The following is a 16,886-nucleotide window of genomic DNA, read 5'->3' on the forward strand; positions in this document are numbered from 1 at the left end:
GCGGCGACAGGAAGAGTTCCAAGACGTGCAACCCAAAAAGTATCTACCACATTGTATATTGCCATAATCAGCATTGCGATGACAATAGGTATCCCCAATTTTGTCAGGGCTTTCATCATACTTCCTTCTCGCAAAATATTTACAGCGTTGTTCATCCTTATAATCCGTATCTTTTTAAGTGAATAAAGTTCGCTGCAAAGGTACGGTGGGATACAGGCTGTCACAATAGACGGACAATGGTAATGATAGCACTATTCGTGGTACATCCTTCTGAAGAGCGTGGGAGAAACGCCTGCAACCTTGGTAAACAGCCGTGTGAAGTAGGAGTAATCGTTAAAGCCTAAACTATATGCAATCTCTTTGATGGAATCTGTAGTATAGACCAATTGACGTTTAGCCAACAAAATAATCTCGTTTTGGATATGGTGGCTCACGCTTGTCCCCAGAACAGAATTTACAGCTTCATTCAGGTAGGCAACGGTAATGTTCAGCCGCCCGGCATAGAATGATGGCAAACGTTTGCTTCGGATATTGCTTTCCAACAAATCCCGAAATTCCCATACTATTTCCTTGTGTCTGGTCACTGTCCCCTGCAATCTGGATTGAGCTATCGTTGCATTTACTATATTCTCCACGACTAACCCTACAATGACGGTGGCCAGTCGCTGAACGACTGCTTTGGCAGATGGATTTTCCATGCCACTCAGTTTGCAGTCAAGAAGTGATAATAATAGTTTCTGTTCCGATATGTCGGATAGTTGTATTTGAGGGCGACCGTATCTCTCAAGCGTTCGTTTTTCCTCCTTATCCACCAATACCGAGTCGATAACCAGAAATTTTGCAGAAAGATTGGAAGCGTCGATGATACGATGTACCTGCCCGGGTAGAATGATAGCCAGACTTCCTTTCTCGAAAGTGTATTCCTCGAAATCAATATTCAGACAGCATTGCCCACCCTCTATGAAGCCAAAGAAATAATAATCATCGGTATGAGAAAAGGCGTATCTGTCTGAAGATGCCGATGTCCGAGAGATGACAGTCTTCAGATAGACTCCGAAATCTGAGAGTTGTGAACTTCTATGGATAGGTAACCGAGACATATATCTTTCGGGTATTGTTTTTTTGATTATCAAACTTACAAAGTTAATCATAATAATGCAGAATAATGAATTATAAAGTATATTTTAACTCGAACTACACGTCAATACGATTAAAAAGAGAACTGATAATATGAAGGTATGGCTCAAACACCATACTTCTTTTGCCACTTCTATCCATATCGAAGCCACAAGTACGCAGTTATCCCAAACCTATAACGCACACTGTTTCTTTGGTTTACTTTTGTCCGTGCACCGCTGTTGGTGCCATTAAATACATTGTAATATGGACGAAAAAATCAAAGACCAAGAAGTCCTTTTGGTAAAGGATCAAAAGGGCGAAAATCTCAAAGCCGTCACAGGAACGGACGAGAAAGGCGGACTGAAAACCGTTCCGCCTACCGCCGAGCATGAACAGAGTTTCCTGAAGTTCGACAAGCACAGCAATGCACTGGAGAACTTCCTTTCCAATTTCATGCGGCAGTTCAAGCACCCCACACCGCTGACTTTCTTCAGGGTTCCCTTTGAGAGTGCCGTTGCCAGTGCCCGTGTACTCTCTGAGATGCTCAAAGCACCGGATGTCCCATCCAATAAGGAGATGCTGGACTCCGCCCGTGTCAATCCTTCGGACTATGCAGGGGATCAGAAACAGTCCTTTCAAGGCATAGATCCCGACAAGGTGAAATGGGAGCAGTTCGAGCAGATGGGCGTAAGCCGTGAGAGTCTGGAAAAGGGCAAGCATCTTGATGACCTGCTTCAATACAGCAAGACTCCGCTTGTTCCCATCAGTATCAAAATCGGAGAAGTTTCCCTCTATACCGATGCCCGTCTCTCTTTGAAAGCCTCCGGAGACGGAACATTCATTCCCGTTGTCCATGCCATCCGCAAGGAGCCGCAATTGGAGCGTGAGTTCTTCGGGCATACCTTCACCGACGAGGACAAGAAAGCCCTCAGAGAAACGGGCAACCTCGGTCGTACCGTGGAGCTGACCTTCCCCGGCAAAGATGAGCCGACCCGCAGTTTCGTAAGCATCGATCGCCTGACGAACGACATCATCGCCCTGAGTGCCGACCGGGTACGCATCCCAGATGAAATCAAGGGCGTGAAGCTGAGCGACGAGCAGAAAAAGGAACTTTCGGAAGGCAAAAGCATCTACGTGGAGGGTATGACCTCCAAAACGGGAAAGCATTTCAATGCCAACCTTCAATTCAATGCCGACAAGCGGTCGATTGAATTTCGTTTCGGTTCCCCCAAGCAGGGACAACGACAAAGACAAGTTCCCGAAGGGCAGGAACAGACAGAGCAGAAAGAACTGCGTGTCCCCAAGAAAATGCTGGGACGCGACATCTCTCCCGAAGAACAAGCGAAGCTCAAAGCAGGGCAGACGGTCTATATGACCGGGCTTATCGACAAGAGGGGAGAACCTTTCAATGCCTATGTGCGTCCGAATTTCGAGCAGAACAAGTTCGATTTCCTCAAATGGAATCCCGACAAGTCTCAAACCAAAGAGGTCATTCCCGACAACGCTTCCCGCACGCAGGTCGCCGTCAATTCCGAAGGCAAGACCAACGAGGCTACCAAGCATATAAAAGAGCCACTCAAACAGGGACAGACAGAGCCTACCGCCCAGCAGGAACAGAAGGAAGAAGAGAAGAAGCGTTCCAAGGGAATGAAAATGTAATCCGCCACCACTAACATCCAAAAAGTAAGAACAAATGAAAGTCATTATAGCAGAAAAGCCGAGCGTAGCTCGTGAAATCGCCCGTGTTGTTCGGGCAACCAACAAGAAAGACGGCTATATCGAAGGAGGCGGCTATGCTGTCACGTGGGCATTGGGACACCTGATAACGGCAGCCATGCCCGAAGCCTATGGTATCAAGGGGTTCCACAAAGAGAACCTGCCGATTCTTCCTCCCGTCTTCACCCTTATTCCCCGCCAAATCAAGGAAGGGAAAGGTTATAAAGCCGATGCTGCGGCAGTAGCCCAATTGAAAGTCATCGAAAAACTCTTCCGAGCGTGCGAAGGCATTATCGTAGCCACCGATGCAGGAAGGGAAGGTGAACTGATATTCAGGTTCATTTACGAATACTTGGGCATTCCCCGTCCGTTCGACCGTCTGTGGATCAGTTCCTTGACAGACAAAGCCATCAAAGAGGGGCTTGCCCGTCTGCAAAACGGCGCGGCGTATGACAACCTCTATTATGCCGCCCGTGCCCGCAGCGAAGCCGACTGGCTGGTGGGCATCAATGCCACACAAGCCATATCCATTGCGGCAGGAAGAGGTACTTACTCATTAGGCAGGGTACAGACCCCGACCCTCTGTATGGTCTGCTCCCGTTTCTTGGAGAACAAGAAGTTCGAACCACAGCCATTCTGGCAACTCAGCCTTGCCGTAAGGGAGGGTGATGAGAGCTTCCGTTTCTCCTCTGCCGACCGCTGGTTCGATAAGACGGAAGCCACCGCCCTGTACGAGAAACTCAAACAGGCTCCTTATGCCACTGTAGAGACAGTTGTGCGCAAGGAAACCAAACAGGAGCCACCGCTTCTGTATGATTTGACAACCCTGCAGAAAGAAGCGAACAGCCGATACGGATACACGGCAGAACAAACCCTTTCCTTGGCTCAGAAACTCTACGAAAAGGCATACATTACCTACCCACGCACGGGCAGCCGCCATATCCCCGAAGATGTCTTTGCCGAAATTCCAGCTTTGATAGCATTTTTGCACGACCATTCCGTCTGGGGTGTCCATGCCCGCCAACTGACCGAACCGAATGCACATTCGGTGGACGGCAAGAAAGTGACCGACCACCACGCCCTGCTCATCACCGGCAAGAAGCCGATAGACATGTTCGGAGAGGAAGCGGTCATCTACGATATGATAGCCGGACGTATGCTCGAAGCTTTTTCCACCCGTTGCGTGAAAGATGTCAGTACGGTTACTGCCGTCTGCGAGGATGTGAAGTTTATCCTCAAAGGTGAAATCATCAAGGAAGAGGGTTGGCGTGCCGTTCTCAAAAACAGCAAGAAAAAAGACAAGGAGCAGGCGGAAGCCGAAGAACGGGAAAGTCGGGAAAACGGAGAAGGCATCATCATCCCCCAATGGGAGGAAGGTAAGCAACTTCCGCTCTGTGCCTGTTCGTTGGCACAGGGTACGACCAAGCCCAAGCCCTTGCACACGGAAAGTTCGCTGTTAGCTGCTATGGAGACGGCAGGTAAGGAGTTGGAGGACGAGGAACTGCGTGCACAGCTTAAGGATTGCGGCATCGGCACGCCTGCTACCCGTGCCGCCATCATCGAAACCCTCTTTGCCCGCGAGTACATGGTGCGCCAAAAGAAATCGCTCGTCCCTACGGAGAAAGGACTTGCCGTCTATTCCATCGTCAAGGAGATGAAAATCGGCAATGCCGAGATGACCGGACAGTGGGAAGCGGACTTGGCGAAAATCGAACGGGGAGAATTGAAAGAGCGGGATTTCCGCAAGGGCATCGAAAGCTATGCCACACAGATTACCGACGAACTACTCTCCTCCAAAATCCTCTTTCCCAAGAAACAGAGCGACATCCATTGTCCCAAATGCGGCAAAGGATCATTGGTCTTCTATCCCCGATGTGCCAAATGTTCCGATCCCGATTGCGGTCTGACGCTTTTTCGCAGCGTGGCAGGCAAAAACCTCACGGACGAGCAGCTGACGCAATTGGCGGTGAACGGGGAGACAGGCATCATCAAGGGCTTCACCTCCAAAGCGGGCAAGAGCTTTGAGGCTTCGCTCTCCTTGGATGGAGAGTTCAAGACGGTCTTTGTCTTCCCCGAACGCAAGAAAACGGGCAAATCCCGAAGGTAAATCCCCGTAAATTGCTAATTTTGCCACTGAATGATGCGGTCATAAACAATCATCTTGTTTTTACTGCGGATTTTAGTGGTGGCACTCGGCGGGGACGTCGAGTGCCTTTGCATTATACACCTGTTAAAATCACAGATATGACAGCCATTCGATTTTCCTATTACGAGCTATCCCTGCTCTCTTTTCTTCGGGAAAGCCATCCCGAAAAAGCCGATGAGATTCCTTTTGTCAAGGAACGTGCGGCAGCCGCTTCCGAAGCCTATGCCGAAGCCTTCGATGCCGGTCTTCCCATAACTGAATGTATCGGCATTGCCAATAAGACGCTCTATGCGGGTCTGCACTTCTCTTGTCACGATACTATCTCTTCTGTTCTTTGGAATGAGTTCTCCGCCGAAGTACCGCTCGAAGCGGTCAGGGAGACCGCCATCCGCCTGCGCCCTCTCTTGGAAGAGATTTTCGCCAAGTATCCGATTTCGGACGAGTTCGCCTACATGCCCGAATACAACTCCCTCTACACGGAGATTACAGGTTTTGTCCAACTAAAACTCGAAGAAGATGGCAAGCTATAATAAGAAAGAGCATCTAAGGGCGAATATAGAAGCTATCAAGACGATCTTTGCCCTGCATCGGGAACAACGCTCGGCGACGCCCGAAGAACGCACGATATTGGCGGCCTATACGGGCTTCGGTGCACTGAAGTGTATCCTTTCTCCTGCCAACACGATGGAAGACATCGCCCGATGGAACAAGTCGGAACTGGAGCTTTTCCCCTTGGTGATGGAACTGCATCGCATCATTCGGGACAACACCGCTTCCGAGTCGCAATACAAGAGTTATGTACAGAGCCTGAAAAACTCCGTGATGACCGCTTTTTATACTCCTGCGCCCGTAGTGCGGGAAATTGCCGCTTCCTTACAGGAGGCAGGCATCGTCCCCAAGCGTATCCTTGACCCCTCGGCGGGGATGGGCGAGTTTATCCGCTCTTTTGACGGCATTGCAGCCGAATGGCATACGACCTTCGGTTTTGAGAAAGACATTCTTACGGGACAGATGCTCTCCGCCCTGCATCCCGAAGACAAGATACGCATCCGGGGCTTCGAGGAAATCGAATCCAAATTCGGAGGTTATTTCGATGTGGTCAGCAGCAACATTCCTTTCGGAGATGTGGCCGTCTTCGACCCCATTTTCAGTAAGACGGACGAACCTGCACGAAAGGTCGCCCGCATGTCCCTGCACAATTACTTTTTCGTCAAGGGCGTGGATATGCTCCGTGAAGGCGGCGTGCTGGCTTTCATCACCTCGCAAGGCATCATGAATGCCCCGTCGAACGAGCCTGTTCGGGAGTGGCTGATGAGCCATACCCGCCTTATTTCGGCAGTCCGCCTGCCCAACAATCTCTTCTCGGAGAATGCAGGAACGGAAGTGGGCAGTGACCTTATCGTCCTGCAAAAGCAGAGCGATAAGACAAGTCTGACCGAAGAGGAACAGCGTTTCATCAAGAGCGAGAAACGCCCCAGCGGAGTGCTGTTCAATACCTATCTGCGAAGCATGTCGCAAATCGTGCACACCGAGTGGAAGCAGGATACCGACCCTTACGGCAAGCCTGCCATCCTGTTCCATCACGAGGGCGGAGCGGAAGGCATCGCCACCGATATGGGTAAAATCCTGCGGGCTGATTTAGCCAAACGCTTGGATATGGCGTTGTACCAAAAGCATATCTTCATTCAGGAGCAGCCCAAAGTTGCCGTTTCCGTTCCTCCCGAAATAAAGCAGCAAGAGCCAACGCTTACGCCAACAGCTTCGAAAGAAGAACAACCGCACAAAGAGGTGGTGCAACCGAGAGAGGAACAGCCGATGGAGCAGTCCCGAATCAGTGTCGCTCCTCAGGTACAACTGCTCGACCTTTTCGGCAATGTTATCCCGGAGGAAAAGCCCAAACGAAAAACCGCCACTGTGAAACGTGCTGTGGTTTCCACTCCTTCTCCCACTATCGAAATAAAGCCACAAGAAACTGCTATGAGGTTACGGGACACGGGAGAGTTGTGGTGGCAGCAGGATAAGGAAAAAGGAATGCTGACACGTCCCTATGAGGGAGTATGGCACGAACACCTCAGAGAGGGTTCTCTGCTTGCCTCGGACTTTCAGGTCGGAATGCTTGTCCGCGATATGGAGGACAACCGAATATTCCAACCCATAGACCTCCCGTCCCAAGAGCGACAGAAAATGTTACTCTACATAGACCTGCGGGATGCTTACCACGCGCTCTATGATTATGAAGCGGAGCATAAGGCAGAAAATGAATCCCTGCGACAGAACCTCAATGAACTGTACGACCGTTTCGTGCGACTGTACGGGTATCTGAACGACCGCAAGAACCACGAGCAGATCCTGATGGATGCCGGTGGCAGGGAAATCCTTTTCTTGGAACGGAAGGTGGATAAAGAAACGCTCAAAGCCGACATTTTCCATCAACCCGTTTCGTTCAGCCTGCACGAAGTGACAGAGGTGAGCAATGCCCAAGAGGCTCTCTCGGCTTCACTCAATAAGTTCGGAGCGGTGGACACCGGGTATATGCTCTCTTTGCTCCCTGAAACCTCAGAGGAAGAGATGCTCTCCGAGTTGCACGACAGGATTTACTACAATCCTTTGGAGGGAGAGTATGAAATCGCCGAGAAGTTCGTATCGGGCAATGTGGTTGCCGCATCAGAACGTATCGAACTCTATCTCTTGGAGCATCCGGAAGACACAAGGGCGCAAGCCTCCTTGCGGGCACTGAAAGATGCCATCCCCGAACCGATTCCTTTCGTGGACTTGGATTTCAACTTCGGGGAGCGATGGATTCCCGTAAATCTCTACTCCGATTATGCCTCGCACCTTTTCGACACGGAGGTGACGATACGCTACAATTCAAGTGCGGACGAGTATTCCGTGGAGGCACGGATGCACAATGCCAATATCTGGGACAGGTTCTGTGTACGGGGACAGCATCGTCGATACGACGGCATTGCCCTGATGAAGCATGCCCTGCTGAATACGACGCCCGACATTACCAAGAAAATCATGGTCGGAGACAAGGAAGTCAAGATACGGGATACCGAAGCCATACAGATGGCAAACGCCAAAATCGACGAGATCCGAAACGGCTTTACCGACTGGCTGAACGAACAGAGCGATGAGTTCAAGCAGCGGTTGGAGAAACTCTACAATGACACTTTCAATTGTTTTGTGCGTCCCCAGTATGATGGTTCCCATCAGACATTCCCCGACCTCAACCTGAAAGGCTTGGGCATCGAAAGTCTGTACGACAGCCAGAAGGATGCCGTATGGATGTTGAAACTTAACGGAGGAGGGATTTGTGATCATCAGGTAGGGGCTGGAAAGACGCTTATCATGTGCACCGCTGCTTATGAGATGAAGCGGCTCGGCTTGGCAAACAAGCCGATGATACTCGCTCTCAAAGCCAACGTGCAGGAGATAGCACAGACTTTCCAAACGGCTTACCCGAATGCCAAGCTGCTCTATCCGGGCAAGAACGATTTCACGCCCGATAAGCGACAGCGGATTTTCCACGACATCAAGAACAACAACTGGGACTGTATTGTCCTCACGCACGACCAGTTCGGCATGATACCGCAGTCGGACGAGATACAGCAGAAAATTATTCAGGACGAGCTGGACAGCGTGGAAGAGAACTTGGAAGTATTGCGTCAGCAGGGACGCAGCATCTCCCGTTCGATGGAGAAAGGGCTTGTCAAGCGGCAGATGAACTTACGGGCAAAGCTGGATGAAATCAAGTTCAAGATAGAGAACCGCAAGGACGATATAGTGGATTTCAAGACAATGGGTATAGACCACCTTTTCGTGGACGAGTCGCATACGTTCAAGAATCTGATGTTCAACACCCGCCACGATCGTGTGGCAGGATTGGGCAACAGTGAGGGAAGCCAGCGTGCCTTGAATATGCTCTTTGCCATCCGCACCATTCAGGAGCGGACGGGGAAAGACTTGGGAGCAACCTTCCTTTCGGGTACAACCATATCGAACTCACTCACGGAATTGTATCTGCTGTTCAAGTACCTGCGTCCCCAAGCCCTCGAAGCACAGAACATCAGGACTTTTGATGCGTGGGCTGCCATCTTCGCCAAGAAGTCGGTGGACTATGAGTTCTCCGTCACCAATGAAATCGTGCAAAAGGAGCGTTTCCGCTATTTCATCAAAGTGCCTGAATTGGCAGCTTTCTATGCCCAAATCACCGATTATCGGACGGCAAAGGACATCGGCATCGACCGACCCGAAAAGAATGAGATTATGCACAACATACCGCCCACACCCGAACAGGAGGAGTTTATCGCCAAATTGGTGGAGTTTGCCAAGACGGGCAATGCAGAATTGCTGGGACGTCCCAAACTCTCAGAAAGTGAAGAGAAAGCCAAGATGCTCATAGCAACGGATATGGCTCGAAAGATGAGCTTGGATCTGAGGCTCATCGACCCTGACAAGTACGGAGATCATGTGGATAACAAGGCTTCCCATTGTGCCGCCAAGATTGCGGAGTACTACCGCAAGTTCGAGGAGCAGAAAGGAACGCAGTTCGTGTTCAGCGACCTCGGCACATATAAGCCGGGCGAATGGAATCCCTACAGCGAAATCAAGCGCAAGTTGGTGGAAGACCATGGCATACCCGCTCAGGAGATACGCTTCATTCAGGAAGCCAAGACCGACAAGGCACGAAAGACGCTCATCGCTGGAATGAACGAGGGGACAATACGCGTGTTGTTCGGCTCTACGAGTATGCTCGGCACGGGCGTGAACGCCCAAAAGCGTGCCGTGGCCATCCATCATCTGGACACGCCGTGGCGTCCTTCCGACTTGGAGCAGAGGGACGGCAGAGCCGTGCGTAAGGGCAATGAGGTTGCCAAGTACCATGCCGACAATAAGGTGGATGTCATCATCTATGCGGTGGAGAAGTCGCTTGACAGCTATAAATTCAATCTCCTACACAACAAGCAACTCTTTATCGAACAGCTCAAAAACAACCGTATGGGCAGCCGTACCATCGACGAGGGAAGTATGGACGAGAAGTCGGGAATGAATTTTTCCGAATACGTCGCCATCCTCTCCGGAAATACCGATTTGTTGGAAAAGGCAAAGTTGGAGAAGAAGATTGCCGGTTTGGACAGCGAACGGCAGGCATTCATTCGCAGTAAGTCATCCTCCCGAAGCCGATTGGATGAAGTCGTGCGGACGGTGGACGGCAACAAGGAGCTGATTGCCCGTTTTCAAAGCGACTGGGACTTGTACTAAAGCCGTGTGCAGAAAGACAAGGAGGGAAACACTCTCAATCCGATAACGCTCAAAGGGGTGGAAGGAAGTGACCCGAAACGCATTGCCGCCAAACTTTCGGAAATCAACGAGAAAGCCTGCACACGGGGAGAGTATTTCAATATCGGAACACTCTACGGATTTAACCTCGTGGTCAAGACGGAGTCTTCCTCCAAGGACCTTTTCGACCTTTCGCAGAACAAGTTCTTCGTGATGGGAGAAAGCGGAATGAAGTACAGCTACAACAACGGCAGGATAGCGGCAGACCCGCAACTCGCCTGCATGAACTTCCTGAACGCCTTGGAGAAGATACCCGGCTTGATTGAGAAGTTTAAGGCTGACACGGAGAAGATAGCCAAGGATATTCCTGTATTGCAGGAGGTGGTGAACGGCTCTTGGAAAAAGGAAGAGCAGCTCAAAGATCTCAAAACGGAACTCGCCGCCCTTGACCGCAAGATACAGCTCTCCCTGAAGCCGATTGAGCAGTCGGAGTGTCCGCAAGAGGAGGAAATGATGCAAGATGGTGAAAAAACGAGAGAAGAAATGGAACGGTCACATCCGATTGAGCCGACAGTCACCGCCACTTCCGTAGGCACCTCCACGGCTCAAACCGACAGGCCGTTGGAAAGCAACGGGCAAAGTATCTCCGATACACAGCCCGCAATGGACGGAATACCTCCGTCTTTGGCCGAAAAGGTGTTTATCGTCAGACCTAAATTTTAGCCCTATCTGTATAGTCAACCCAAATCAACGGACAACCCCCGCCTTGTCATCACGACAAAACGGGGGCTTACCGATTGCGCACAATCCGGCTTACTCACTTTGGGAATGTCTGTTTCTCTTCCGCTTGAGGTTCTCAGTAAAATGAGTTTGCATAAAGGCAAGGATTTCCGATTCCAAATACCACGTCTTGTGGTAAACGATGTGGAAAGGAAGCGTACCCGATGCACGGTATCGTTGCAGGGTACGCTTGCTGATTTGAAACATCAGGCACACCTCTTGGTTATCCAGCAGCGGTTCACCATTTATCATCGGACGTTGGGGGATGTCGGGAGTCGTCCGTTTCAAGTCATCGAAACGCTTCATGAGGCGTTCCATCCATTCAAGAAAGGTCTCTCTATCCAATAGTTCCATCCTTAATCCTCCTGCTTTTGAGTTTGAAATTGTGTCGTAGTTCTTCCATATTCTTCGGGTTACAATAGAGACTTCTGTTACGTATCGCCTCCTCGATGTCGTGCAGGTCATAGTAGCAACGTCCATAAATCAACTTGTAGCTGATTCTGTCCGTACTGCGCATACGCTGAAGGGTACGCTTGCTGATACCGAGTATCTCGGCTAACTCATCGTTGGTGACAAGGCGGTTCTCATACTCTCTCTTTGCCTTTTCCTCTTTCTCCACATAACGGAGAATCTTTTCTATCTTGCCCATCAGTTCATGGTAGGCTTTGCTTTCGATTGTTATGACATCCATGACGCTTTGAATTTGATTATGCTGCAAAGTTCGGGAGTTAAAACCGTCCGGATTGTATGCTAAATATGTACTGAATAGAGATTTTTCAGTCTTATTTCAAAAGCCATACGACAAAAGCATCCATATTGAAGCCACAAGTACGTAGTAAAGGAAATGTTGGTTTTGAACACTTACTCCGTAAGTACATTTGCACAAAGTGTAACATTAAAACGGACAGAAATATGGAAGTAATAACAATCGAGAAGAAAACGTATGAAGCCATGATGGAACGTTTCCGCATTTTGACCGCCAAAGTGGATGCCTTGTGTCGGGAATGTGACGAAAAGCGTATGGGCAGGTGGCTGGACAATCAGGATGTCTGCCAAATCCTGAACATCAGTTTGCGTACCCTGCAAACCTACCGCAGCAACCGAATGCTGCCCTACACGCAAATAGGGTATAAGATGTTCTACAAGCCGGAGGATGTTGGTAAACTGCTCGAACAATCCTCCGCTTTATAACCGACTAATAATATCACCACTAAATCCGATATAAAATATGGACAATGATGTAAAGACCAAAAACAACGAAGAGATTGCGCACTTTCTCAACGCGAGCGACCGTATGATAAAAGGGATAGATGTCCTGCGGAAAAAGAACAGACCTCTGCTTAACGGGCATCGCTATCTGACGGATGATGAGTTATCCCGCCTGTTGCATATCAACCGGCGCACGTTACAGGATTATCGCAATATGGGGAGAATCTCCTTTATCAAGTTAGGAGGAAAGGTACTCTACCGGGAAGAAGATGTGGAAAAGCTGTTGCAGGAGAATTACCGTCCTCGGTTTGAGAAGCCTTGACGGAGAAACAGGCAGTAAGAAAAATGCTTCTTACTGCCTGTTCTCATATTCAGTTGTACCATCCGTCTTTGTTATAGCACATCAATAGTGGAGGGCTTGTTCTCTTCTTTTCGGTCAGTCTTCCGATTATCCATTGACGAAAACTCTTGGCTTGTGGAGAGGTAAAGCGAAACGCCAGCATCGTGATCATCTCAATATTGTATAAATCCACCGCTCCTCCCTTGAAAGATAAGGTTCTCATCACTCCATCTTCTCTGAGTAAACCCTCTTTGAAGATAGATTTGATGTGATTGTTTACCTTACCGGAGAACACGCCGAACAAATCGGCTATTTCGCAAGCCGACATCCAAACGGGAGTAGTTGTCGGGGTATGTACTTTTCCATTCTCTCCAATGGTTATGATTTCTCTTTTCATTGTTCCTCCTCCTTGATTATATCGTGATACCATTGAACTGCTCTATCTTACTCAACTTATCGGAGAGTGCCGCCATGTCCCGACTTTCCTTTTCATGGGTGATTTTGGCATAAATCTGCGTGGTGCGGATATTCGTGTGCCCGAGCATCTTGGAAAGGGTCTCGATGGGAACGCCGTTGGTCAGGCAGATTTCCGTCGCCATCGTGTGGCGGCTGGTATGCCACGTAATCTCTTTTTCAATACCGCAAAGTCCGATGATTTTCTTGATGTTCTTGCAAGCGGTTATATACGTCGGAACGGGCAGAAGCAAGTTGCCGTTCGCCATACCATCGTATTTCTCGATAATCTGCTTCGGAATATCCAAAAGCATGATGTTGGATTCCACACCCGTCTTTTGTCGCTTGGTCATAATCCAGAGTTTACCGTCAAAGGAAGTTTGAAGATTGTCCTTGGTCAGGTTCTTCATATCGGTAAAGGACAAACCCGTAAAGCAGCAGAAGACATATAAATCTCGAACCAGCTCCATCGACTTGCGGTGGAATTTGAAGTCCAATAGTTGTCGGATTTCATCTTTCGTTAGATAATCCCTATCGGTACTCTCGGCGGATATGCTGTAATCCACGAACGGGTCACGGACTATCCATCCGTGATTCTGGGCAATGGTAATCATACGGCGCAGGGGCATCATGTAAATCCATACCGTGTTGTTACAGCATTGCTTTTCGGTACGCAGGAAGATGTCAAAGTCGGTAATGAAAGCCGGAGTGAGTTCTTTCAAAGCAATGTCGCTGACACGGTAGCGGGTTTTGATGAACTCCTCCAAATGCTTATAGACCGTGCAATACTTATGGTAGGTCGATGGGCATCGCAAGCCTGCATCGACCTGTTTGGCAAAGTCTTCATTGTGCCGGGCGAAGACTTTCAGCAAGGTTTCGTGTCGCATTTCCAAACCCAAGAAGGCGTTCTTTACTTTCTCCGCTGTGACATAGTTGTCCCTTTCGGCAATCTCTTTGTATTTGGTATTGATACCGACACGTATCTTGTCTAAGAAACGATTGGTTTCCAACGCAACGGTACTTTTTCCCGAAGCGCGATTGCTCTTGATGTCCCACAAATCGGGATGGATGTCGCTTTTACAACTGAACTGGGCTATCGTACCGTCAATGGTGATACGGCACATCACGGGAACGGAACCGTTCTTCTTGGGGGCGTTCTTTTTGAGGTAGAACAGAACCTTAAACGTACTACGCATAACTCTGACTTTTTACGGTTTACAAAACTATTCATTGTCAGGTTATTTGTTGCTATGCAAAACATTGTCGTTCAATGGTAAAGAAACGGTCCGCAATTTATTTGCCTGTTTCCTTTCATCGAAGTACCTTTGCAGGAGGTAATCCCCGAAGTTCAGGTCGGATTTTGCACTGTTCGTTACCGCTTTTCCCAATCCTCACTTGCAAAGGAGGTGGTAATGTTTTGGTAACGCTGCTCTGTCCGAAGTTGGTATAAACCCGTCTTTTCGAGGTTTTGCGCCGAAAGGCTCAAAAATCAGAACTGACTGTGTCACAAATCATTCACGCTATTTCGCCTTTTCTTGAACCTTGGGGATAGATTTTCGATAAAAACACTTTAAAGTTGTTTTGTTATCTCCAAATTATCATGCGAGTTTACAAAAAACGCAGCACGATAAATTGTTTAACCACGTTTCTACATATTATTCACGATGCTTATTTAAATACGAAATTGATTACGAAAAGTATTGAAAGTACTATCAACGTGGGGTTGAGAGCCTTCCATTGTGCGGTGCATATCTTAATGACCACAAAACTAAGAATTCCGAGGCAGATGCCGTCGGCAATGGAGTAACACAGTACCATGGTTATCATTGTAATAAAAGCCGGGAATGCTTCGCTGACATCGCCGAGGTCGATTTTCTTCACAGAGTCGAGCATAAGCACTCCCACAAGTACCAGAGCACCGCTGGTTGCCGAGCCGGGAATAAGCAAAAACACCGGTGAGAACAGCAATGCGGCAATGAACAGTATTCCGGTGACAAAAGATGTCATGCCCGAACGTCCTCCTTCGGCTATTCCCGACGCACTCTCAACGTAGGTCGTTATGGTGCTGCTGCCGAGCATCGCGCCGCAGGTTGTGCCTATGGCATCGCTCATCATGGCTTCCTTGACGTGAGGAATGCTGCCGTCAGGCTTTACCACTCCCGTTTTCTCGGCAAGACCGAGCAGCGTTCCTACGGTGTCGAAGATGTTTACCATAAGCAGAGAGAACAGTACAAGGAATGTCTGAAGTGTGAAGAAGCCGTCGAAATCGAACCGGCAGAATATCGGTTCGAGAGAATGCGGAGCCGACATGGGCAGCCATCCGTCGGGAATCTCGGTCACTCCCATCGGTATTCCGACGATGGTGGCAATGATTATGCCGTAAAACAGCGAACCTTTCACACGCCGCGCCATCAGTGCTCCGCTGAGAACGATGGCTATGATGCCGAGAGTTGCCGTGGGAGTGAAGTTGCCCAGCGACACAAAGGTTGCAGGATTGGCAACGATGATGCTAGCGTTCTTCAGTCCGATGAATGCGATGAACATTCCGATTCCTGCCGATATGGCGAAGCGCAGATTACGGGGAATGCTGTCGAGTATCAGTTCGCGCACATTGAAAAAGGTGATGGCTATGAACAGCACGCCCTCTATGAGCATTATTGCCAGCGACTGCTGCCACGAATATCCCATCGCCTGACACAATGTATAGGCAAAGAAAGCGTTCAGTCCCATAGACGGTGCTTGTGCGAAAGGCAGTTTCGCCATGAATGCCAACAACAGAGTCGCTATGGCAGAGGCTATGGCAGTGGCAGTGAACAGTGCTCCTTTGTCCATCCCCGTCGAAGAAAGTATCGTGGGGTTTACGGCAAGGATATAGCTCATCGTAAGGAAAGTGGTGGCACCGGCAACTATTTCGGTGCGCATCTTCATTGTCTTGGGGTTGAAACCCAGTATTTTGTTCAACATGTCAATATAATTCTTTTATTGTCAGAATGTCCATTTTGCGGCAATGGTGGGTATGGCGTAGAATTTGTCGTGCCGCCCTTTGTCGTTCCACACGAAATTGTTGGAGAGTTCAACCTCGGTTCCTATGCTAAGGTTCAGGTCTTCCATGCCTTTCACGGCATTTAGATTGAGCCACAACTGCGGTTCTGAAAGCACAATGAGTTTTCCCTTTACGTCCGGGTCGTACCATGTATCGCAGAAACCGCTGAACGTAAGCAGGTTGCCTGCCATTTGTATCCTCCACACTCCCGTCACCTGAAATCCGCTGAAAGGACGAGCGTCCAAGTGTCTGCTTTTGAAGTGATATTTATACATTGCCTGCAAAGAGAAGGTCTTGGAGAAATCGGCAGAGTGCCAGTTCCATGCACCGCCGGCAAGGAAAGCGTGACGGAAGCGGGTGGCGTTCCACGTTTTCTCGTCCGAGGCAAGTCCTCCGTTGTACTCCACATGTGCCGCCCATTGCTTGTTGGCAGTAAGATTGAACTCGCGGGATATTTCCCAATATGCTCCGGCAACCCCGTCGCGCTGGTAGTCGATGTCGGTAAACAGGAACGTACTGCCCCATTTGTCGGGTTTGAACATCTCGACGGTTGTGGTAACACTCGGGCGCGACGACAAGTCCTTGTTTGCCGAATGTCCCAAATCGTAGTGCAATTGCACATTCTGCGCACTGCCGATTCCCGCAAATGCGGCAATGACTGTGCAGATAAGTAGAAAGCGTTTCATGGTTTAAAGTTATAAAAATAAAAGTTTACGGTATATACTCGCAGCATACACTCGATTATGATTCATTCAACAAATAGGTGTTCAAAATCGATTACCTGCATCTTTACGTTT

Annotated in this window: 12 protein-coding genes and 2 pseudogenes; 6 read left to right on the forward strand and 8 right to left on the reverse strand. The window is 49.2% G+C overall.

The window, feature by feature from the left end; all coding sequences use genetic code 11:
* Both EII32_RS08845 and EII32_RS08850 read right to left on the reverse strand, forming a co-directional pair.
* Positions 1 to 155, reverse strand: a pseudogene (locus tag EII32_RS08845) (MATE family efflux transporter); the annotation flags it as partial.
* Positions 156 to 251: 96 nt separating this feature from the next.
* Entirely contained in the window at positions 252 to 1,100 is an 849-nt protein-coding gene (locus EII32_RS08850; protein WP_125235069.1) for an AraC family transcriptional regulator, read from the reverse strand.
* 283 nt (positions 1,101 to 1,383) lie between these two features.
* Here EII32_RS08850 and EII32_RS08855 point away from each other — a divergent pair, with 283 nt between their 5' ends.
* From EII32_RS08855 to EII32_RS08870, 4 genes and pseudogenes are all read left to right on the forward strand, one after another.
* A complete protein-coding gene (locus EII32_RS08855) occupies positions 1,384 to 2,778 on the forward strand; it encodes a DUF3945 domain-containing protein (RefSeq protein WP_125235070.1) in 1,395 nt (464 codons plus the stop codon).
* A 34-nt stretch (positions 2,779 to 2,812) separates the two neighbouring features.
* Positions 2,813 to 4,942, forward strand: coding sequence for a type IA DNA topoisomerase (locus EII32_RS08860; RefSeq protein ID WP_125235071.1), 2,130 nt, complete (start codon positions 2,813 to 2,815; stop codon positions 4,940 to 4,942).
* Between the two features lie 137 nt (positions 4,943 to 5,079).
* Positions 5,080 to 5,511 (forward strand): DUF1896 family protein, encoded by a 432-nt coding sequence (locus EII32_RS08865; RefSeq protein ID WP_125235072.1) that lies wholly within the window; start codon positions 5,080 to 5,082, stop codon positions 5,509 to 5,511.
* Positions 5,498 to 10,987: pseudogene (locus EII32_RS08870) on the forward strand (helicase-related protein). The gene EII32_RS08865 and the pseudogene EII32_RS08870 overlap by 14 nt, the downstream one beginning before the upstream one ends.
* A 90-nt stretch (positions 10,988 to 11,077) precedes the next feature.
* Here the strand turns inward: EII32_RS08870 and EII32_RS08875 are convergent.
* Positions 11,078 to 11,398 carry a helix-turn-helix domain-containing protein gene (locus EII32_RS08875; protein ID WP_125235073.1) on the reverse strand — a complete coding sequence of 107 codons (321 nt, stop codon included), beginning with the start codon at positions 11,396 to 11,398 and terminating at the stop codon, positions 11,078 to 11,080.
* Positions 11,382 to 11,735, reverse strand: a complete 354-nt coding sequence (locus EII32_RS08880) for a helix-turn-helix transcriptional regulator (RefSeq protein ID WP_125235074.1) — start codon at positions 11,733 to 11,735, stop codon at positions 11,382 to 11,384. Before EII32_RS08880 ends, EII32_RS08875 begins: the two co-directional genes overlap by 17 nt.
* Positions 11,736 to 11,956: 221 nt before the next feature.
* Between EII32_RS08880 and EII32_RS08885 the strand changes: the two genes are divergently transcribed.
* Complete coding sequence (locus tag EII32_RS08885; protein WP_008564112.1) at positions 11,957 to 12,235, forward strand: helix-turn-helix domain-containing protein; 279 nt, start codon at positions 11,957 to 11,959, stop codon at positions 12,233 to 12,235.
* A 37-nt stretch (positions 12,236 to 12,272) separates the two neighbouring features.
* Positions 12,273 to 12,575 (forward strand): helix-turn-helix domain-containing protein, encoded by a 303-nt coding sequence (locus EII32_RS08890; protein WP_004341615.1) that lies wholly within the window; start codon positions 12,273 to 12,275, stop codon positions 12,573 to 12,575.
* A 49-nt stretch (positions 12,576 to 12,624) separates the two neighbouring features.
* On the opposite strand, the gene EII32_RS08895 is transcribed toward EII32_RS08890, so the two are convergent.
* The 4 genes from EII32_RS08895 to EII32_RS08910 all read right to left on the reverse strand — a co-directional run bounded on the left by EII32_RS08895 (position 12,625) and on the right by EII32_RS08910 (position 16,775).
* Positions 12,625 to 12,990: a hypothetical protein gene (locus EII32_RS08895; RefSeq protein WP_125235075.1), complete on the reverse strand. Its 366-nt coding sequence runs from the start codon at positions 12,988 to 12,990 to the stop codon at positions 12,625 to 12,627.
* A 16-nt stretch (positions 12,991 to 13,006) separates the two neighbouring features.
* On the reverse strand, positions 13,007 to 14,242 hold the full coding sequence (locus EII32_RS08900) for a site-specific integrase (RefSeq protein ID WP_125235076.1): 1,236 nt from the start codon (positions 14,240 to 14,242) through the stop codon (positions 13,007 to 13,009).
* 472 nt (positions 14,243 to 14,714) lie between these two features.
* Positions 14,715 to 16,010 carry an NCS2 family permease gene (locus tag EII32_RS08905; RefSeq protein ID WP_199741421.1) on the reverse strand — a complete coding sequence of 432 codons (1,296 nt, stop codon included), beginning with the start codon at positions 16,008 to 16,010 and terminating at the stop codon, positions 14,715 to 14,717.
* 21 nt (positions 16,011 to 16,031) lie between these two features.
* Entirely contained in the window at positions 16,032 to 16,775 is a 744-nt protein-coding gene (locus EII32_RS08910) for a DUF5020 family protein (RefSeq protein WP_125235078.1), read from the reverse strand.
* Positions 16,776 to 16,886: the final 111 nt, after the last annotated feature.

It is taken from the genome of Prevotella sp. OH937_COT-195 (assembly GCF_003932845.1).
GTDB lineage: Bacteria > Bacteroidota > Bacteroidia > Bacteroidales > Bacteroidaceae > Prevotella.